This window comes from Pseudomonas iridis, assembly GCF_017980685.1.
GTDB classification, from domain to species: Bacteria; Pseudomonadota; Gammaproteobacteria; order Pseudomonadales; family Pseudomonadaceae; genus Aquipseudomonas; species Aquipseudomonas iridis.
In genome coordinates, this window is sequence record NZ_JACXXO010000008.1 from 170,333 (window position 1) to 190,699 (window position 20,367).

The following is a 20,367-nucleotide window of genomic DNA, read 5'->3' on the forward strand; positions in this document are numbered from 1 at the left end:
GGGGATTTGTACTGTGTTGAAGATTGCATGCACACAGAAATCCAATGTGGGAGCGAGCCTGCTCGCGAAGGCGGGCTTGAGGCGAACCAATTGCTTGCAGGCTGTCTAAAATCCCACGTCTGCCGCCCTCATTTTCCAAGGAAGCCCCTTACGTGAAATCCCTCCTTGCACTGTTTGCCCTTGTCGCTCTGCCGGTCATGGCCGCTGAGCCGACCCTCTACGGGCGCTATGAATACATCGCGTTGCCGGAAATCGGTGGTGAAGTGCTCAAGGCCAAGATGGACACCGGCGCGCTGACTGCCTCGCTGTCGGCCAAGGACATCGAGACCTTCACCCGCGATGGCGACGACTGGGTACGTTTCCGCCTCGCCACCAAAGATGCCAGCAACAAGGTTTATGAACACAAGGTCGCGCGCATCAGCAAGATCAAAAGCCGTTCCGACGAGGACGACGATGAGCGCGAAACCACTGAAGCGGCCAAACGCCCGGTGGTGGATCTAGAGCTGTGCCTGGGTAACGTCAAGCGCACCGTGGAGGTCAACCTGACGGACCGCAGCCACTTCAACTATCCGCTGCTGATCGGGGCCAAAGCCTTGCGTGAGTTTGACGCGGCAGTAAACCCGGCACGTCGTTACACGGCTGACAAGCCTGACTGCTAAGTGGTCTCATTGACGTAACGTCAGGCTTGGGGCAACGTTCGCGCACTCAACCACGGGCTCGGATGCCATGCCTCATATCCTGATTGTCGAAGACGAAGCGGCGATTGCCGACACGCTGATTTTTGCCTTGCAGGGCGAGGGGTTCACCACCTCGTGGGTGAGCCTTGGCGAGGCGGCGCTTGAGCATCAGCGGCAGAAGCCGGCCGATCTGATCATCCTCGACATCGGCCTGCCAGACATCAGCGGTTTCGAAACCTGCAAAAAGCTGCGGCGTTTCAGTGAAGTGCCGGTGCTGTTCCTCAGTGCTCGCGATGCCGAGATTGATCGTGTGGTGGGGCTGGAAATCGGCGCTGACGACTACGTGGTCAAGCCGTTCAGCCCACGGGAAGTCGCGGCGCGGGTGAGGGCAATCCTCAAGCGTATGGCGCCGCGTCCTGTCATTGAGGCCACTTCGACACTGTTTCGCATTGATCCCGAGCGCGTCCAGATCAGCTATCGCGATCAGACATTGAGCCTTACGCGCCATGAATTCCGCCTGCTGCAATGCCTGCTCGAACAACCGGAGCGGGTGTTCAGTCGCGAACAATTACTCGATGCGCTGGGCGTGGCCGCCGATGCCGGGTACGAGCGCAGCATCGACAGCCACATCAAAAGCGTACGCGCCAAACTGCGCCTGGTCCGCGCTGAAGCCGAGCCGATCCAGACCCATCGTGGCCTCGGCTACAGCTACAGCCCGGGGCATAGCTGATGTCGTTAGGCCTGCGAATTTTTCTGGTGTATGTGCTGTTTGTCGGCCTGACCGGTTATTTCGTGCTCAACACCGTGATGGAAGAAATCCGCCCCGGCGTGCGTCAGTCCACCGAAGAAACGTTGGTTGATACCGCCAACCTGATGGCGGAGATCCTGCGAGACGACTTCAAGGCCGGCACCCTCAGTGAGAATCGCTGGCCGCAATTGCTCCGTGCTTACGGCGAACGTCAGCCGCAAGCGACGATCTGGGGCTTGCCGAAGAATCAGGTCAACCACCGCATCTATGTCACCGACGCCAATGGCATTGTCGTGCTGGACTCCAATGGTGTGGCGGTGGGGCAGGACTATTCGCGCTGGAACGACGTCTACCTGACCCTGCGTGGCGAATACGGGGCCCGTTCCAGCCGCAGCGATGCGGATGACCCGAGTTCTTCGGTGATGCACGTCGGCGCGCCCATTCGTGACAACGGCCGCATTATCGGTGTGGTCACGGTGGCCAAGCCCAACAGCTCATTGCAGCCGTATGTCGATCGTACCGAGCGGCGCCTGTTGCTTTACGGCGCCGGGTTGATCGGCCTGGGTCTGCTGTTCGGCGCATTGCTGTCGTGGTGGCTGAGTCGCGCGCTGCATCGCTTGACCGGTTACGCTCAGGCCGTCAGCGAAGGGCGGCGGGTGGAAGTGCCGCACTATCGCGGTGGTGAGTTGGAGCAGCTTGCGACAGCGGTGGAGCAGATGCGCACGCAACTGGAGGGCAAGGCCTACGTCGAGCGTTACGTGCACACACTTACCCATGAACTGAAAAGTCCGCTGGCAGCGATTCGTGGCGCGGCGGAGTTGTTGCAAGGCGAGATGGCACCGGCGCAGCGCCTGCGTTTTGTCGGCAACATCGACAGCGAAAGTGCACGAATGCAGCAGTTGATCGAGCGCTTGCTGAATCTGGCGCAAGTGGAGCAGCGCCAGGGGCTGGAGGAGCGCGTGGCCGTGCCGCTGGCGGTGTTGGTCGATGAGTTGTTGCACGCCCAGGCTGCGCGAATTGAAGGCAAACAGTTGCGCGTTGAACAAGCGGTCGCGGCGGATCTGTTGCTGATCGGCGAGCCATTTCTGCTGCGTCAGGCGTTGGGCAATCTGCTGGAGAATGCGCTGGATTTCACCCCGCGTCAGGGGCTTCTGCGCTTTAGTGCCGAACGGTTGGGGGAACAGATCGAAGTCCGCTTGTTCAATGAAACCTCACCGATTCCCGACTATGCGTTGCCGCGTCTGACCGAACGCTTCTACTCGCTGCCGCGCCCGGACAGTGGACGCAAGAGCACCGGGCTTGGGCTCAATTTCGTTGAAGAAGTGGTCAAGTTGCATGGTGGCTCGATGAGTATTCGCAATGTCGAGAGTGGGGTTGAAGTGACATTGCGCATGCCTTGATACCGTCAAAAGATCGCAGCCTTCGGCAGCTCCTACAGGTGTACGCGACCCTATGCAGGAGCTGCCGAAGGCTGCGATCTTTTGATCTTTCCACACAATCTCCATATTCCCCCCACATTCCGCCCATACAGCCCCGCCAGACTCTGCCCATCAAAACAGGGAGAGTCCCATGAACAAGAATCTAACCATAAAGCTGGGGGCCATTGGCCTATTGATCCTGCTGTTGCTGGTGCCGTTGCTGATGATCGACGGCGTCATCGATGATCGCCAGCAACTGCGTGACGGCGTGCTTGAAGACATCGCTCGCAGCTCCAGTTACAGCCAGCAGTTGAGCGGGCCGGTGATGGTGGTGCCGTATCGCAAAGTGGTGCACAACTGGAAGATCAACGACAAAACCAATCAGCGGTATGACGAGCCTGGCGAAGAGCGCGGGCGTTTGTACTTCCTGCCGGAACGCTTCGAACTCGATGGTCAGGTGCAAACCGAACTGCGCGCGAGGGGCATTTACGAGGCGCGGCTTTTCCACGCCGATAACCGCATCAACGGGCATTTCTCCCTGCCGGCGCAATTGGGCATCAAGGAAGACTTCGTCGACTACCAGTTCGATGCACCGTTTCTCGCGGTCGGTATCAGTGACATTCGCGGCATCGAAAACGCTTTGAAACTGGAACTCGACGGTCAGCGCCTGGACTTCGTTCCCGGTACGCAAGTCGGCTGGCTCGGTGAAGGCGTACGGGTGACGCTGCCACTGCTCGACGCCAGCAAAGCCACGGAACTGGCGTTCGGCTTCGACCTGCGCCTGCAAGGCACCGGCTCGCTGCAAGTGCTGCCGGTGGGCAAGAGCAGCAGCGTGAGCCTCACCGCCAACTGGCCGCATCCAAGTTTTGTCGGCAACTTCCTGCCGGCCAAACGCGAAATCAATGACGCCGGTTTCAGCGCTGACTGGCAGACCACGTTCTTCTCCACCAACTTGCAGGACGCCATGAGCCGCTGTGTGAGCAGCAATGATTGCGAGGCCTTCAATGGCCGCAGCTTTGGCGTGAGTTTCATCGATCCGGTGGATCAGTACCTCAAGAGCGACCGTGCGATCAAATATGCGTTGCTGTTTATTGTGCTGACGTTCGCGGGTTTCTTCCTGTTCGAAGTGCTCAAAAGCCTGGCTGTGCACCCAGTGCAGTACGCGTTGGTGGGTGTGGCGCTGGCGTTCTTTTATCTGTTGTTGCTGTCGCTGTCGGAGCACATCGGTTTTGGCCCGGCGTATCTGCTATCGGCCAGCGGTTGTGTGGTGTTGATCGGGTTCTATGTCTGTCATGTGCTGCACAGCGTGCGGCATGGCATGAGTTTTTCGGCGGGTTTGGCGGCGTTGTATGGCTTGCTCTATGGCTTGCTGAGCGCCGAGGACTATGCGCTGTTGATGGGCTCGTTGCTGCTGTTTGGCTTGCTGGGGGTATTCATGGTGCTGACGCGCAAACTGGATTGGTACGGGATCGGGCAGAAACCGGCCAAACCGCTGGAGTTTGATATTGGAGCGGTGCAATGAGTGGATTGCGAGAGGATCAGCGGGAGGCTGAGGTGCTGGTGACGCTGATTGTTGCGTCACTACCGCCGGAACCGAGGTGGTGCCATCGCTGGCCAGCCAGCTCCGACAAGATTTGTGCTGGATCAGTTCTCTCTGCCACATCCAGCTCCCATAGGTTCTGTGATGAAACAGATATCTCTGTTACACCCAAATCCACTGTGGGAGCTGGCTTGCCAGCGATGAGGCCGGACCAGGCACCTCAGATTCAGGGCTTGGGCATGGTCGCGATCATGGACGGTCGCTGACTGACTTCAAAGAACCAGTTGGCCAGTTGCGGGTTGGCCTCGCGCCAGCCCAGGTCCGGGAAGCGCAGGTCGAGATAACCCAGGGCACAGGCCACGCTGATCGCGGCAATGTCGAAGTGGCTGGTCAGCTCGGCGATGGCGTCGTTCTCCAGCAGATTCAGAGCGCGGCGGATTTTCTCGCGTTGCGCTTCGAGCCATTCATCCCAGTGTTTTTCTGGCGCGCGCAGCACCAGTTCATAACGCACCATGACCGAAGCATCCATGATCCCGTCGGCCATCGAGGCCAGGGTCAGGCGCCGCCAGCGGGCCGAGCCTTCGCGGGGGATCAGCGGGTTGCCGACGTGCTGGTGATCGAGGTATTCGAGGATGACGCGGCTGTCATGGATGACGGTGCCGTCGGCCAGGCGCAGGGCCGGAATCTTGCCCAGCGGGTTGTCGGCGTTGAGCGCCGGGTCCGGGCTGACCGGGCTGAGGACGCAGTCTTGCAACGCAACGCGATCCTGCTGACCGGTCTCATGCAGCAACACCATCACTTTGCGTACGAACGGGGAAAGCGTGTTGTGGAACAGGGTCATGCTGGGGGCGGACATTGGCAAACCTCGGTGGTCGTCGAAGAGCAGGAGGTTAGCCTAGTCATAAGCTGCGCGGCTGGCGAGGAGTTTGATGGTGCCCCTGAGATAGCCATCGCTGGCAAGCCAGCTCCCACAGGTTTTGTGCTCAACGCAAATTCCGGGTTCACTGGCGCTCACTGTGGGAGCTGGCTTGCCAGCGATGAGGCCATCACGGGCAACAAAAAAATCACCCGCGCTGCAGCAATCCCTTTAGCGCCAAAAAGGCCGGCACGCCGAGCCCGACCCAGCTCAACGCATCCCAGATACCATCCCCCAACAATGCCGCGAACAACCCCGCCGCACTGAGCAACGCAATCACCAGCGGTGTGCTGAACACCTTCCAGAAATTCGACTGACGCGGCTTCATGCAGACGCCTCCGCCGTTTCCAGCACAGGCTTGGTCGCCCTGCGCCGAACCACCCACAGATACACGCCACTGCCGAGCACGATGATCGTCAGCACATCGAGCGTCGCCCAGAGGATTTTCATCGGCATGCCGCCGTAGTCGCCAAAGTGCAGCGGCTGCGACATGCCCATGGCGTCCATGTACCACGGGCGTTCGGCGACGGCGGTGACTTTCAGGGTGGTGGCGTCAATCAGCACCGGCGTCAGCAGGTGCGACGTCAAATGCGTGCCGCCCTTCATGAACACCGAGTAATGGTGTTCACTGGAAAAACGCGTGCCGGGGAAGGCAATGAAATCCGGCTTCATGCCCGGGGCAACTTGCGCCGCGATATCGAGCAAGCGGGTGGCCGGTGCCAGGTGCGTCAGCGGCGGTGCATCGCGATAAGGTGCGATCAGCGTGGTTAGCGCATCGTTGCGCCAGGCGGCGATGAGCAGATCGGCGCATGCGCTGATCACGCCTGTCACGCCGACCACCAGTGCCCAGGTCAGTGTGACGACGCCGATCAGGTTATGCAGATCGAGCCAGCGCAGGCGCGTGGATTTGTCCTGGCGTACGGTGCCGAATTTCAACCGGCGCATGAACGGCAGGTACAACACCGTCCCCGAAACAATCGCGACGACAAACAGCAAACCCATGAACGCCAGCAGCAGTTTGCCCGGCAGCCCGGCGAACATGTCGACGTGCAGGCGCAGGATGAACAGCATCAAACCGCCGTTGGCCGAAGGGGTTTCCAGCGCTTCGCCGGTGCGCGCGTCAAGCATGAAGGTGTGTGAGGAGTTCGGTTCGGTGCCGGCAGTCTTCGCCATGATCGTCAGCACCGCGTTCGGCTCATCGTCGTCGAAGCCGAAGTACTGCACGACTTCCTCGGGGCGATGTTGTTCGGCAGCCTGCACCAGTTGCGCCAGATTCAGGCGCGGTGTGTCGGCCGGCATCTCGCGCACGTGCGGCGCATCGCCCAGCGCGTGTTCGATCTCGTGATGGAAAATCAACGGCAAACCGGTCAGGGCCAGCATCAGCAAAAACACGGTGCAGATCAGGCTGGTCCAGGTGTGGATGAACGACCAGCGGCGAATTGTTTTACTTTTCATTTCATGACCTTCAAAAACACCAAAGCCGTCCGCGAGGGACGGCCAGGTTACAGGGCCTGTTTCAGCTCAGTCGCTTACCACTTGTAGGTGGCGCTGGCGACGACGCTGCGCGTGTCGCCGTAGTAGCAGTAGAAGCTGTCGCAGGTGGAAATGTATTCCTTGTCGAACAGGTTGGTTGCGTTCAGTGCCAGCGACGCACCTTTGAGGCTGTTGTCCAGGCGTCCGAGGTCGTAATGCACGCTCGCGTCGAACACGGTGTAAGCGTCCGCCTTGCCCAGCCAGGTGTTGGCTTTGTCGCCGTAGGTGTTGCCGGTATAACGCACGCCGGCACCCACACCGAAACCATCAAGCACGCCGGTGTGCCAGGTGTAGTCGGTCCACAACGAGGCCTGCTGGTTCGGCATCAGTTGCAGGCGATTGCCTTTGTCGACGCCGTTCTGCACTTCAGACTTGGCCAAGGTGTAGGCGGCGATGACTTTCAGGTTTTCGGTGACGTCGGAGACCGCTTCCAGCTCCAGGCCTTTGACCTTCACTTCGCCGGTCTGGCTGGTGATCGACACGCCGTCGACGAAGGTGTTGACCGAGACGTTCTTCTGGGTGAGGTCATACACAGCGGCGCTGAGCAGGGTCTTGCTGCCCGGCGGCTGGTACTTGATGCCCAGTTCCCATTGCTTGCCTTCGGTGGGCTTGAGCGAACCGGTGGACGTGGCGTCGGCGCCAGTGGTCGGCTGGAAGGATTCGGCATACGACAGGTACGGCACGAAGCCCGAATCGAATACATAGCTGAGCGCCGCGTTGCCGCTGAACGCCTTGTCGCGCTGGGTGTTGGTGGCATCGCCCTTGTTGATGAACCGAGTGCTGGTGTGCACCCAGTCTTCACGCCCGCCCAGTGTCAGGCGCCACTGGTCGAGGGCCATTTGGTCCTGCACGTACAGGCCGGTCTGGTAGGTCTTCTGGTTGTAGTCGTAGAACGCAGTGGAGCGCGCCGGACGCACGATTGGCTGGCCGTAGATCGGGTTGATTACGTTGGTACCCGGAGTGGTATCCGAAAAGCCGAAAATCGAGGTGTAGTTGGTGTTGCTGCGCTGATGATCCAGGCCCAGCAGCAAGGTATGGCGGATGTCACCGGTAGCGAAGTCAGCCTGGAAGTTGTTGTCCACGGCGAACTGGCTGATGTCTTCATCGACGCTCGTGGACGAGCGACCGACGTTGCCCTGGTCATCGACTTCAGTGAATGGATACGAGCCAACCGTCAGTGCCTGGAATGACAGATCCGACTTGGTGTAGCGCAGGTTCTGCTTGAACTGCCAAGTGTCGTTCAAGCGATGCTCGAAGGCATAACCCAAAGCGTAGTAAGTGCGGTCGTAATATTCCCAGTCCGGATCACCGAGATTCTTGTGATGGGAAATATCACCAAGCGGCGATTTGATCTTGGTGCCCTGAATCGGCAGGAACTGGCTGGTAATGCCGGTATCGTCGCGGGTGAACTGGCTCAGCAGGGTGAACTTGGTATCTTCGTCGATGTTCCAGGTCAGGCTCGGCGCAATGTTGTAGCGCTTGTTGTCGACGTGGTCGACCTGCGTACCGCTGTCACGCACCACGCCGCTGATGCCATAGAGAAACTGACCGGCCTCGTCGATCTTGCCGGTGCTGGCGAAGTTGATCTGGCGATGGTTGTCGCTGCCGTACTGCAACTGGATTTCACTGCTGGCGACGTCGCTTGGGCGACGGCTGACCATGTCCAGCAAGCCGCCCGGCGGGGTCTGGCCGTAGACGGACGACGCCGGGCCGCGCAGCAGGGCGAGGCGATCGAGGTTCCAGGTTTCCTGTTTCGGGTTGGCGTAAACACCTTTTGGCAGCGGCAGACCGTCGAGGAACTGGGTCGGCTCGAAGCCGCGTACGCGCAGCCAGTCGGCCCGGGTGTCGCTGCCGTAGCTGCTGGCGGTGATGCCCGGCATGTAGCGCACGGCGTCATCGAGACTGTGCACGCCCCGGTCTTCCATTTGCTGACGGGTCGCTACCGAGATCGAACGTGGCGCTTCGACCAGTGCTGTGTCGGTTTTGCTGCCGGCGGCGGTGCGCGTGGCGGTATAGCCCTCGACCGGGCTCCAGGCTGTTTCCAGATTCTCTACACCGATGACCGATGTTTCCGGCAGTGCCATCACGCCTTCCGGCACAGCCACCAAGGTGTAAGTGCCGGTGCTGCTTTGTTCCAGTTGCAGGCCGGTGCCACGCAGTGCTGCGCGCAAAGCGCCGGCGGCGTCGTATTGGCCGCTCACGGGCGCCGACGTTTTGCCCGCCGCCAGCGCCGGGTTCAGCGACAGCGCGAGGCCGCCCTGACTGGCGATCTGGTTCAGGGTGGTCGACAGCGGCGCGGCCGGCAGGTTGTAGGCGCGAACGCTGGACGCTTGTTCAGCAGCGATCAGTTGGCTGCTGACCAGCGGAGTGCTGAGGGCAATGGCGACCGCCAGCAAACTGGGGCGCAACAAGGTGTCTAGCGAACGGGACATACGGCGGCTCCTGAATGAAAATATTTCTCAATTGCCTGTGTGCCGGATGAAAATCAAAAAGTGATAGGGCAGGATGAAAATAATTTCGATTAACTGGAAATCGACGTTGTGGCAGATGATGCCTTCGCGAGCAGGCTCGCTCCCACAGGGGGGATTCATTTCCAATGTGGGAGCGAGCCTGCTCGCGAAAGCGATGGTTCAGTCACCACCTCAATCAGGCTTTGGCTCAGCCTTCGCCACGGTGACCCAATACGGTGTGTGCTGCTCGATCTGCACCGGCAGGGTCGGTAACAGCGCGCTCAAGGCTTTATCGGTGTCATGCAACGGGAAGCTGCCGGTAATGCGTAAATCGGCCACTTCCGGTGCCACGCCCAAATGCCCGTGGCGATAGCGACCCAGTTCATGGACCAGATCGCTTAGTCGCGCGTTGTCGACCACCAGCATCCCGCGTGTCCAGGCATCGGCGCCGGGCGTGAGGGCGACAATCGAGCCGAGCCCGTCACTGCGCAGCAGCACTTGCTGGCCCTCGCGAAGGATCTGTTCTTCAGGGTTCGATTGCGTATGCGCCGCCACCGCCGATTGCAGCACGCTCAGGCGCGTGCCCTGTTCCTCGCGCTTGACCAAAAACCGTGTGCCGAGCGCGCGCATGCTGCCTTCGCGAGTCTCGACAATGAAAGGTCGCGTATCGCCGTGAGCGGTTTCGATGAGGATTTCGCCTTCCTGCAAAACAATCAGGCGCTGCTTTGCATCGAAGCGCACGTCCACGGCGCTGTGGGTATTGAGGTTGAGCAACGTGCCGTCGGCCAACCGCACAGTGCGCTGTTCGCCGGTGGCGGTACGCTGGTCGGCGAGCCAGTAATCGAGCGGCAGATAGCGTTCACCGGCAAACAAGGCCAGACCCACCACCGCGACAACGCTGGCCAGACCACTCCCCAATTTGCGTACGCGGCGGCGAATGCTTTCGCGCGATTGCAGCAGCGCACTGCGGGCCGGCCCTTTGGCGACGCTGAAACGCTGATCGAGCATGCCCAACTGGCGCCAGGCGCGGGCGTGTTCTTCATGGGCCGCATGCCACTTGACGAATTCTTCGCGCTCCAACGGACTGCTGGAATCGAGCGTCAGTTGCCAGGCTATCGCCGCGTCCAGCACATGCGCCGGCACCGGCCTGGAACTGGCCGGACTCATGTTGGCTCACCGTACAGCGCGATGTAGCACTGACGAATGCCTTGAGCGAGATACTGGCGCACGCGTGGCACCGACACACCGAGCTTCTGGGCGATCTCGGCATGGCCGAGGCCATCGAGGCGGTTATAAAGGAACGCAGCGCGGGCCTTGGTCGACAGTTTGCCGAGCAGGCGGTCGATGGCCTTGAGGTCTTCGAGGATCAGTTGCTGTTCTTCCACCGACGGTTGTTCACCTTCGGGGATCAGCATCAGTTCGGTGAGGTAAGCCTGTTCGAGGGCAGCGCGGCGGAAGTAATCGAACAGCAGCCCTTTGGCGATCGCTACCAGGAAGGCCCGGGGCTCGCGCGGTGTCAGCAGTTCATCGCGGCCGAGCAGGCGTACGAAAGTGTCCTGGCTCAGGTCTTCGGCACGCTGCGGACACGCCACATTGCGCCGCAGCCACGCCAGCAGCCAACCGCGATGGTCGCGATACATCGCACCGACGAGCTCACTGTGAGGGCTTGGGACTGACGACACCGGACATCACCGATTGGGAAATATTAACTAACGCGAATTGTTCGCGATTGTGGCAGAGGTGGGAATGGTTAGCAATTGGCCACTGGTCGGGTTGGCGGTCAACGGCAACGGCGGCCCTCACCCTAGCCCTCTCCCAGAGGTAGAGGGGACTGACCGAGAGATGCTCTAGAGATACACCGACCTGAAAGGTTTTTAGTGAATCCACAATCGACTCGATTTTTCAGGTCGATGCAAGGCTTCAGACCCCTCACCCCAGCCCTCTCCCTCCGGGAGAGGGCTGGGGTGAGGGGCTTTTGATTTAAACCAACGATCTAGAAAGAGGGCGCCTGCTGCCGACGCTTCCACTGGCTCAAGCGCTGCTGCAAATTCAACGGGCTATGAATCTGCTGTCCCCGCGCCCGACTGAACAATATCAACGCCAACTCCGCCGTCGCCAGCGCATCGGCACTCGCGTTGTGCCGCTCGAACACTTCAAGCTTGAACCACTCGATCCACTCATCCAGCCCGGCCTCGCGAATGTTCGCCTGTGGGCACACCAACGGCGCAATGTCGGCGACATCCAGAAACACATGCTGCAATTTGTGCCCCAGATGTTCCTTCAGCGCCCGTCCGAGCATGTGCTGATCGAACGGGGCATGAAACGCCAACACCGGGCTGTCACCGACAAACTCCATGAACTCCACCAGCGTTTCGGCCGGGTCGCTGCCAGCGGCGATCGCGTTCGGCCCCAGGCCATGAATCAACACACTGGCGCCGAGCTTCACCTGCGAGCACTGCAGCGTGCGTTCGAACTGCTGGCTTAAGTCGATCGCGCCGTCCTCGATCACCACGGCGCCAATCGACAACAACCGATCCTTGTTCAGGTTCAGCCCGGTGGTTTCAAGGTCGAGCACCACCCAGCGCTGTTCGCGCAGGCTGCAATCGCCCAGTTGATTGACCGACGGCAGGTTCGCCAGACGCTGTTGCAGATCAGCCGGCACCACCGGGTTGGCCGGACGCAGCCACGAAAACAGACTCATAGCTGATACCGCAACGTCAGGCTGCTTTGCAGGCGTTGGGCCTGACGCAGCGATTCACGCAGGATGCGCCGGTCCAGATGATTGAGGCTGTCGGGATCGACCCGGTTGGAGTAGGGCAGGTTCTCGCGGCTCTGGATCTGATGCTGCTGCATGCGCGTTTGCTGAATGAAGTGATAAGCCTCTTCATATGCCGCGCCGTCGAGTCGATCGATGACTTCCTTCTCCACCAACTGACGGAAGCGTTCCACCGTATTGTTGGCATCGATGCCGTTGGCCAGTGCGAGCAATCGCGCACCATCCACGAACGGCGTCAGGCCCTGGACTTTCAGATCAAGGGTGGCTTTCTCGCCGTTCTTGCGCGCCAGCACAAACTCACGGAAGCGTCCCACTGGCGGGCGATTGCGCAGGGCATTGTCGGCCATCATGCGCTGAAACAAGCGGTTATCACCGACCTGATCGAGAATCCCCCGGCGCAATTGCGCACAGCCCTGTTCATCGCCCCACACCACGCGCAGATCGAAATAGATGCTCGACCCCAACAGGTTTTCCGGCGTCGCCTCGCGGATAAACGCCGCGAACCGTCGCGCCCATTCCGCGCGGGACAGGCACAGCTCAGGGTTGCCAGCCATGATGTTGCCCTTGCACAGCGTGAAGCCGCACAGCGCCAGGCTCTGGTTGATCTGCTGGGCAATCGGCAGCAGCTTGCCGCGAATCTCCGCGGCATGCGCCGCATCACGTGCATCAAAGAGAATGCCGTTGTCCTGATCCGTGTGCAGCGTCTGCTCACGGCGGCCCTCGCTGCCGAAGCACAACCAACTGAACGGCACCCCCGGATCACCTTTTTCGGCGAGGGTCAGTTCGATTACCCGGCACACGGTGTGATCGTTGAGCAGGGTGATGATGTGCGTGATCTGCGTCGAGGATGCACCGTGAGCCAGCATGCGCTCGACCAATTGGCCGATCTCGCCGCGCAGGGTCACCAGTTGTTCGACGCGTTGGGCGCTGCGGATGGTTCGGGCCAGATGCACCAGGTCCACCCGTTGCAGGGAAAACAGATCGCGTTCGGACACCACGCCGCACAGGCGCTGATCCTTGACCAGGCAGACATGGGCGATGTGCCGTTCGGTCATGGCAATCGCGGCATCGAAGGCGCTGTGATCCGGCGACAGATAGAACGGCGCGCGGGTCATGTGGCGTTCGATGGCTTCGCTGAAATCGCCGACACCTTCGGCCACCACATGGCGCAAATCGCGCAGGGTGAAAATGCCCAGCGGCGCCTTGTGCTCATCCACCGCAACGATGCTGCCGACCTGTTGCTCGTGCATCAATTTCACCGCTTCACGCAGTGGCGTGTCGGGGCTGCACGTCACCGGATGGCGCATCGCCAACTCGCCGAGACGGGTGTTCAGCGAATATTGGGTGCCGAGATTTTCAACGGCTTTCTGCTGGACTTGCTGATTGACCTGATCGAGCAGGCTGCTGACCCCGCGCAAGGCGAAGTCGCGGAAGACGCTGGAGAGGGCGAACAGTTTGATGAACGCCTGTTTGTTCAGTTGCAGGCAGAAAGTATCTTCACCGGCCAGATGCTCGGTGCGTGTTGCCCGCTCACCCAGCAACGCGGCCAGGGGAAAACATTCGCCGGTGGTGATTTCGAACGTGGTTTCAGTGCCGCCCTTGGCCGTGTGCGGACGTTCGCCGACCACGCGGCCCTGTTTGACGATATGGAAGCATTCCACCGGGCCGTCGGCAGGCTTGATGATGCTTTCGCCCTGACCGTAAAACCGCAGCTGGCACTGCTCCACCAGATAGGCGAGGTGGGCCTGCTCCATCTGATTGAAGGGCGGGAAACGCTGGAGGAATTGCACAGTGCCCTGAATGTTCTGCAACACCGCGGTTTTCCCTGCCTGGGTGAAGGCGTCCGCTTTACTCATAACCATTACCGCAGTCTTTTTTGAATTGTTGTTGTCGGATCGTTGCAGCCATGGTCGACCCCTGCGGCCGGGGTGCCCATTGGACGTAAGTCTAGGTTGGCGATGTCGTTGGGTATATTTGGGAAGTGACCTACAAATTCAGTCGGAAATTCGCCCGCCCAGCTATTGGAAAAAAATCCGACGAAGTGCACATTGAAGCTCTGCCTGGCGATGTCTGACGACTGAGCAAGGTGATTGATTTGGAAATGTAGAGAACGCCATGTCCGACCACGATATTTTGAGCGACGCCGAGCGTGAAGCGCTCAGCGCCGTAATGCTCGAACCCGACCTGCCGCCGCAGCGTGTACTGATCGTCGATGACGACAAGGACGCCCGCGAGCTGCTCGCGGAGATTCTGGCGTTGGACGGCATTCGCTGCATGACCGCCGCCAGTGGCGAAACCGCACTGAAGATGCTTGATGAGAAACCTTCGATCGGGCTCGTCATCACCGATCTGCGCATGGGCAATGTCGGTGGGCTTGATCTGGTTCGACAGGTGCGCGAATCGGTACGGGCGGCGATGCCGATCATCATTGTGTCGGGCGATGCCGATGTGAAAGACGCGATCGCGGCGATGCACTTGAGCGTGGTGGACTTTTTGCTCAAGCCGATTGATACGACGAAGTTGCTGGGGTTGGTCAAGCATGAATTGGGGATTGAGCCTTAGCGCCACCCGATCATTCCAACGCGGAGCGTGTGAACGATCTTTTGATTCTGCTTTCACAAAAAAAGCCCTGATCCAAAGATCAGGGCTTTTTCATATCCAGCGTCTACGCACAATTACAGGCCGTTGGCAGCCTTGAACTCACGACGACGACGGTGCAGAACCGGCTCGGTGTAACCGTTCGGCTGCTTGGTGCCTTCGATCACCAGTTCGACCGCCGCCTGGAACGCGATATTGCTGTCGAAGTTCGGTGCCAGCGGACGGTACAGCGAGTCGTTGGCGTTCTGACGATCGACCACCGGCGCCATGCGCTTGAGGCTTTCGATCACTTGCGCTTCGGTGACGATACCGTGGCGCAGCCAGTTGGCGATGTGCTGGCTGGAGATACGCAGCGTCGCACGGTCTTCCATCAGGCCGACGTCATTGATATCCGGCACTTTCGAGCAACCAACGCCTTGGTCGATCCAGCGCACCACGTAGCCGAGAATGCCCTGGGAGTTGTTGTCCAGTTCGTTCTTGATCTGCTCTGGTGTCCAGTTCGGATTGACCGCCAGCGGAATAGTCAGGATGTCGTCCACCGAAGCGCGAGCACGTTTGGCCAATTCGGCCTGACGGGCGAACACGTCGACCTTGTGGTAGTGCAGCGCGTGCAGCGCAGCGGCGGTTGGCGATGGCACCCAGGCGGTGTTGGCACCGGCCAGTGGGTGAGCGATTTTCTGTTCGAGCATCGCTGCCATCAGGTCGGGCATCGCCCACATGCCTTTACCGATTTGTGCACGACCCTGCAGGCCAGTGCTCAGACCGATATCGACGTTCCAGTTCTCGTAGGCGCCGATCCATTTCTCGGCCTTCATGTCGGCCTTGCGCACCATCGGGCCGGCTTCCATGGAGGTGTGGATTTCGTCGCCGGTGCGGTCGAGGAAACCGGTGTTGATGAACACCACGCGCTCGCTGGCCGCCTGGATGCAGGCCTTGAGGTTGACCGTGGTGCGGCGCTCCTCGTCCATGATCCCGACTTTCAGGGTGTTGCGTTTCAGGCCGAGCACGTCTTCGATACGGCCGAACAGTTCGTTGGTGAACGCTGCTTCTTCCGGGCCGTGCATCTTCGGTTTAACGATGTAGACCGAGCCGGTGCGAGTGTTCTTGCGCGAAGTGTTGCCGTTGAGGTTGTGCATCGCCGCCAGGCAAGTCACCAGACCGTCGAGGATGCCTTCCGGCACTTCGTTGCCGTCTTTGTCGAGGATCGCGTCGATGGTCATCAGATGACCGACGTTGCGCACGAACAACAGCGAGCGGCCATGCAGGGTCACTTCGCCGCCATCGACTGTGGTGTAGCTGCGGTCCGGGTTCATGGTGCGAGTGAAGGTCTGGCCGCCCTTGGCGACTTCTTCCGACAGATCGCCCTTCATCAGGCCGAGCCAGTTTCGGTAGATCACCACTTTGTCGTCGGCATCGACGGCCGCCACGGAGTCTTCGCAGTCCATGATGGTGGTCAGCGCGGCTTCCATCAACACGTCTTTGACGCCGGCCGCGTCGGTCTGGCCGACAGGGGTGCTGGCGTCGATCTGGATTTCGAAATGCAGACCGTTGTTTTTCAGCAGGATCGCGATTGGCGCGTTGGCGTCGCCCTGGAATCCGATCAGCTGTGCATCGTTACGCAGACCGCTGTTGCTGCCGCCCTTGAGGGTGACCACCAGTTTGCCGTCGGCGATTTTGTAGCCGGTCGAATCGACGTGGGAACCCGCTGCCAGTGGTGCGGCTTCGTCGAGGAAAGCACGGGCGAAGGCGATGACTTTGTCGCCACGCACCTTGTTGTAGCCTTTGCCTTTTTCCGCGCCACCGTCTTCGCTGATCGCGTCGGTGCCGTAGAGGGCGTCGTACAGTGAACCCCAGCGAGCGTTCGAGGCGTTGAGGGCAAAGCGCGCATTCATCACCGGCACAACAAGTTGCGGGCCAGCGGTACGGGCGATTTCGTCATCGACGTTTTGCGTCGTTGCCTGGAAATCAGCCGCTTCTGGCAGCAGATAACCGATTTCTTGCAGGAAGGCTTTATAAGCCACGGCGTCGTGCGCCTGGCCCGCGTGTTCCTGATGCCAGGCGTCAATGCGAGCCTGGAAGTCATCGCGTTTGGCGAGTAGGGCTTTGTTCTTCGGTGCCAGGTCGTGAATGACCTTGTCGGCACCTTCCCAGAATTTGTCGGCGGTGAGGCCGGTACCGGGAATGGCTTCGTTGTTCACGAAGTCGAACAGGACTTTGGCGACCTGCAGGCCACCGACTTGAACGTGTTCAGTCATTGCTTGCCTCACTCTGCTCAGCTATTTCGCTTTTCAGCTCTTCAATTTACCAATGAAGCCTCTGGCCATTTAAACCACAAACCTGCGGACCAGTACATGCCATTGCTGGCGGCTGGGCTGGGACCAATCAACGGCTTGGGGCCTTGCTGACGGGGCTTTCAGGATTGCGAACATGCCTTGGGCAGACATCGATCCAGCGTTATGTAGTGCGCGCTGCGGCATACTACATGATGAGTTGCGCTTGTGAAAATCAGACTAATTACGTCGTTCTGCGACCCCATGACGCATTGCGGTCACGGCGCGGAACAGGATGTTCTCAAAAAACCATTGGATTGTTCCAGTTAAATATCGAAAGTTGTACACGATTTATCTTCGTGTCAGATCGGGCGGCGCCCACATGGCCGGCGCATCCCCTGTGGGAGCGGGCTTGCCCGCGAAGAGAGCAGTCGCTACGACGCACAAGTCCTGCTTGCCTATACTTGCCCTTCCATAACAAAAGTCATGACAAGAGGGCTGCGCCATGGACCACCTCGTACTCACTGTTTTCGCCCCGGACAAACCCGGGCAGGTCGAGCGCATCGCCCAATGCATCGCCGAGCATGGCGGTAACTGGCTGGAAAGTCGTATGTCGCGAATGGCCGGACAGTTCGCCGGGATTCTGCGGGTGGGTGTGCCGGCGGAGGCTTACGACGAATTAGTCGATTCCCTACAAGCACTGTCGACTCATGGCATTCGCGTGCTGATCGCCGAAAGCGGTATCGAGCAATCCTGCACCTGGAAACCGATCGCGATGGAACTGGTGGGCAATGACCGCCCGGGGATTGTGCGCGACATCACCCGCCTGCTGAGCGAGCAGGGCGTCAACCTGGAGCGGCTGGTGACCGAAGTGCGCCCGGCACCGATGAGCAGCGAGCCGCTGTTTCACGCCGAAGCGATTCTGGCGGTGCCGTTGACGTTGTCGCTGGATGTCCTGCAATCGCGCCTGGAAACCCTGGCGGACGACTTGATGGTGGATCTGGTGTTACGCACAGAGGTTTAACCCTTGGGGTTATCCAGTTTAAACGTGCACCTGCCTGTGGATAACCTGTAGAGACTGCTCTCCAGGCCACGTCCACTGTGGCTCTGCGAGAGTTGATCAAAAAACCGCCAGCATTCAGTGACTTGCGCACAAACGGCGGGGATCACGCTGTGGATAACCTTGGGAAGGAACGCTAAGGGCCGCGAGCAACGTGGCCTGTAGCTGTTTGTGTATTTTTTGATCAGCTGCGTCGGCGCAAACTTATCCACGCATCGACGCTGTAAACGGCGAGGCCGGCCCATATAAAGGCAAAAGCGATCAACGTGCTCGACGACATGTGTTCACCGAACAACAGCACCGCTTGCAACAACACCAGCGTGGGCGCGATGTATTGCAGGAAGCCGATCGTGGTGTAGGGCAAATGCCGGGTTGCTGCGTTGAAACACACCAGCGGGATCAATGTTACCGGGCCTGCTGCGACCAGCCACCACGCTTGCGAAGTCGTCCAGAACTCGGGTTGAACACTGGTCGCGGTCTGATTGAACAGCAGCCATGCGATGGCAATCGGCACCAGCATCCAGGTTTCCACCACCAGTCCGGGCAATGCCTTGACCGGCGCCTGTTTGCGGATCAAACCGTAGAAACCGAACGTCAGCGCCAGCACCAGCGATACCCACGGCAGACTGCCGACTTGCCACACCTGCTGCGCCACGCCAATCGCCGCCAGCGCCACGGCGATCCATTGCATGCGCCGCAGCCGTTCGCCAAGAATCACCATCCCCAGCAGCACGTTGATCAGCGGATTGATGTAGTAACCGAGGCTCGCTTCGAGCATGCGCCCGTTGTTGACTGACCACACATAGGTCAGCCAGTTGGCTGCGATCAACGTGCCGCTCAGCGCCAGAATCGCCAGACGTTTCGGGTTGTCGAGCAATTCGCGCAACCAGCCTGGGTGCTTCCAGACCATCAGCAGCAGCGCGCCGAACAGCGCCGACCACAACACCCGATGGATGATGATCTCGACCGCTGGTACTTCAGCGATGGCTTTGAAATAGATCGGGAACAGGCCCCAGATGATGTAGGCACTCAGGCCCAGGATGTACCCGCGGCGCGGGTTGGCAGCTTGCATGCAGAATCCTTGCTTAGGCAGCTAACAAAGGAGGGGATTGTAAGGAGGTTGTATAGATGTGTCGTGTCAGAAAGCAAAAAGATCGCAGCCTTCGGCAGCTCCTACATTGGAATGCGTTCCCCTGTAGGAGCTGCCGAAGGCTGCGATCTTTTGATCTTTGCTTCTTGAATCAGAAGAGTTTCAGCGGTTCTTCATTGAGCGCCGACAACTGCTCACGCAACGCCAACACCTGATCGCCCCAATAACGTTCCGTACCAAACCACGGAAAGCTGTGCGGGAACGCCGGGTCGTCCCAGCGCCGCGCCAACCAGGCGCTGTAATGCATCAGGCGCAACGCGCGCAGCGGTTCGATCAGTGCCAACTCGCGCGGGTCGAAATCGTGAAACTCGTTGTAGCCGTCCATCAATTCCGACAATTGCCCCAGGCATTCCTGCCGATCTCCGGCAAGCATCATCCAGATGTCCTGCACCGCCGGACCCATGCGGCAGTCGTCGAGGTCGACGATGTGGAACATCTCATCGCGGCACATCATGTTGCCGGGGTGGCAGTCGCCATGCATGCGGATGTTCTGATGCGGCGTGTTGGCGTAAACGTCTTCCACACGCTTGAGCAGATCGCGCGCTACCGATTCGTAAGCCGGCAGCAGGCTCTTGGGAATGAAGTTGCCTTCGAGCAGCGTGGTCAGCGAGGCATGGCCGAAGTTCTGCACGGCGAGGGCTTCGCGATGTTCGAACGGCTTGGTCGCGCCGACCGCGTGAATGCGCCCGAGCAACTGACCGAGTCGGTACAACTGATCAAGATTGCCCGGCTCCGGCGCACGGCCGCCGCGACGCGGGAACAGGGTGAAGCGGAAACCGGCATGTTCGTGCAGGGTTTCGCCGTTGTGGATCATCGGCGCGACCACCGGGATCTCGACGTCGGCCAGTTCGAAGGTGAACTGGTGTTCTTCGAGGATGGCCTCGTTGGTCCAGCGTTGCGGTCGGTAGAACTTGGCGATCAGCGGTTCGGAGTCTTCGATGCCGACCTGATAGACGCGGTTTTCGTAGCTATTGAGCGCCAAAATGCGCGCATCGCTCAGGAACCCGATGCTTTCTACGGCATCGAGTACGAGGTCGGGTGTGAGGGTTTCAAACGGATGGGCCATGCTGACTCCTGCGCGCAGCAGGCTGCCGCGTCCGGCCCAGCATGGTAGCGCAGATGGCGGCGGGGGAGTTGGTTGGTGTCTGGTCGGGCCTCTTCGCGAGCAGGCTCGCTCCCACATCCGGGATGCGTTCCCCTGTGGGAGCGAGCCTGCTCGCGAAAGCGGTTT

At 59.9% G+C, this 20,367-nt stretch carries 17 protein-coding genes; 6 read left to right on the forward strand and 11 right to left on the reverse strand.

Going from position 1 to position 20,367, the window contains the following annotated elements:
• Window positions 1–152: 152 nt before the first annotated feature.
• The 4 genes from rloA2 (at window position 153) to creD (ending at window position 4,365) form a co-directional block, all read left to right on the forward strand.
• Window positions 153–659 carry a retropepsin-like aspartic peptidase RloA2 gene (rloA2, locus tag IEQ42_RS15455; RefSeq protein ID WP_042561441.1) on the forward strand — a complete coding sequence of 169 codons (507 nt, stop codon included), beginning with the start codon at window positions 153–155 and terminating at the stop codon, window positions 657–659.
• Window positions 660–726: 67 nt separating this feature from the next.
• Window positions 727–1,407, forward strand: a complete 681-nt coding sequence (creB, locus tag IEQ42_RS15460; RefSeq protein ID WP_210704090.1) for a two-component system response regulator CreB — start codon at window positions 727–729, stop codon at window positions 1,405–1,407.
• Window positions 1,407–2,825 carry a two-component system sensor histidine kinase CreC gene (gene creC, locus IEQ42_RS15465; RefSeq protein WP_047303826.1) on the forward strand — a complete coding sequence of 473 codons (1,419 nt, stop codon included), beginning with the start codon at window positions 1,407–1,409 and terminating at the stop codon, window positions 2,823–2,825. Before creB ends, creC begins: the two co-directional genes overlap by 1 nt.
• 169 nt (window positions 2,826–2,994) lie before the next feature.
• Window positions 2,995–4,365 carry a cell envelope integrity protein CreD gene (gene creD, locus IEQ42_RS15470; RefSeq protein ID WP_210704091.1) on the forward strand — a complete coding sequence of 457 codons (1,371 nt, stop codon included), beginning with the start codon at window positions 2,995–2,997 and terminating at the stop codon, window positions 4,363–4,365.
• 244 nt (window positions 4,366–4,609) lie between these two features.
• Here the strand turns inward: creD and IEQ42_RS15475 are convergent, their stop codons facing one another.
• The 8 genes from IEQ42_RS15475 to IEQ42_RS15510 form a co-directional block, all read right to left on the reverse strand.
• Window positions 4,610–5,239: a glutathione S-transferase gene (locus IEQ42_RS15475; protein ID WP_047303822.1), complete on the reverse strand. Its 630-nt coding sequence runs from the start codon at window positions 5,237–5,239 to the stop codon at window positions 4,610–4,612.
• A gap of 208 nt (window positions 5,240–5,447) precedes the next feature.
• Window positions 5,448–5,627: a hypothetical protein gene (locus IEQ42_RS15480; protein ID WP_115147159.1), complete on the reverse strand. Its 180-nt coding sequence runs from the start codon at window positions 5,625–5,627 to the stop codon at window positions 5,448–5,450.
• Window positions 5,624–6,754 carry a PepSY-associated TM helix domain-containing protein gene (locus IEQ42_RS15485; RefSeq protein WP_210704092.1) on the reverse strand — a complete coding sequence of 377 codons (1,131 nt, stop codon included), beginning with the start codon at window positions 6,752–6,754 and terminating at the stop codon, window positions 5,624–5,626. Before IEQ42_RS15485 ends, IEQ42_RS15480 begins: the two co-directional genes overlap by 4 nt.
• 74 nt (window positions 6,755–6,828) lie before the next feature.
• On the reverse strand, window positions 6,829–9,264 hold the full coding sequence (locus IEQ42_RS15490; RefSeq protein WP_210704093.1) for a TonB-dependent siderophore receptor: 2,436 nt from the start codon (window positions 9,262–9,264) through the stop codon (window positions 6,829–6,831).
• Between the two features lie 210 nt (window positions 9,265–9,474).
• Window positions 9,475–10,449: a FecR domain-containing protein gene (locus IEQ42_RS15495; RefSeq protein WP_210704094.1), complete on the reverse strand. Its 975-nt coding sequence runs from the start codon at window positions 10,447–10,449 to the stop codon at window positions 9,475–9,477.
• The gene (locus tag IEQ42_RS15500) at window positions 10,446–10,922 is read right to left on the reverse strand and encodes an RNA polymerase sigma factor (protein ID WP_215729662.1); all 477 of its coding nucleotides are present in this window, start codon (window positions 10,920–10,922) and stop codon (window positions 10,446–10,448) included. Before IEQ42_RS15500 ends, IEQ42_RS15495 begins: the two co-directional genes overlap by 4 nt.
• Window positions 10,923–11,275: 353 nt before the next feature.
• Entirely contained in the window at window positions 11,276–11,983 is a 708-nt protein-coding gene (locus tag IEQ42_RS15505; protein ID WP_210704095.1) for a 3'-5' exonuclease, read from the reverse strand.
• Window positions 11,980–13,920 carry a putative nucleotidyltransferase substrate binding domain-containing protein gene (locus tag IEQ42_RS15510; RefSeq protein WP_210704096.1) on the reverse strand — a complete coding sequence of 647 codons (1,941 nt, stop codon included), beginning with the start codon at window positions 13,918–13,920 and terminating at the stop codon, window positions 11,980–11,982. Before IEQ42_RS15510 ends, IEQ42_RS15505 begins: the two co-directional genes overlap by 4 nt.
• 253 nt (window positions 13,921–14,173) lie before the next feature.
• On the opposite strand from IEQ42_RS15510, the gene IEQ42_RS15515 reads away from it, so the two are divergent.
• Window positions 14,174–14,620: a response regulator gene (locus tag IEQ42_RS15515; protein WP_210704097.1), complete on the forward strand. Its 447-nt coding sequence runs from the start codon at window positions 14,174–14,176 to the stop codon at window positions 14,618–14,620.
• A gap of 113 nt (window positions 14,621–14,733) precedes the next feature.
• Here the strand turns inward: IEQ42_RS15515 and IEQ42_RS15520 are convergent, their stop codons facing one another.
• Window positions 14,734–16,911 (reverse strand): malate synthase G, encoded by a 2,178-nt coding sequence (locus tag IEQ42_RS15520; protein WP_210704098.1) that lies wholly within the window; start codon window positions 16,909–16,911, stop codon window positions 14,734–14,736.
• Between the two features lie 520 nt (window positions 16,912–17,431).
• Here IEQ42_RS15520 and IEQ42_RS15525 point away from each other — a divergent pair.
• Window positions 17,432–17,950, forward strand: a complete 519-nt coding sequence (locus IEQ42_RS15525; RefSeq protein WP_042561426.1) for a glycine cleavage system transcriptional repressor — start codon at window positions 17,432–17,434, stop codon at window positions 17,948–17,950.
• Window positions 17,951–18,170: 220 nt separating this feature from the next.
• Here IEQ42_RS15525 and rarD read toward each other — a convergent pair whose 3' ends face one another.
• Entirely contained in the window at window positions 18,171–19,058 is an 888-nt protein-coding gene (gene rarD, locus IEQ42_RS15530) for an EamA family transporter RarD (protein ID WP_150598128.1), read from the reverse strand.
• Between the two features lie 169 nt (window positions 19,059–19,227).
• Window positions 19,228–20,202 carry a serine/threonine protein kinase gene (locus IEQ42_RS15535; RefSeq protein ID WP_150593685.1) on the reverse strand — a complete coding sequence of 325 codons (975 nt, stop codon included), beginning with the start codon at window positions 20,200–20,202 and terminating at the stop codon, window positions 19,228–19,230.
• Window positions 20,203–20,367: the final 165 nt, after the last annotated feature.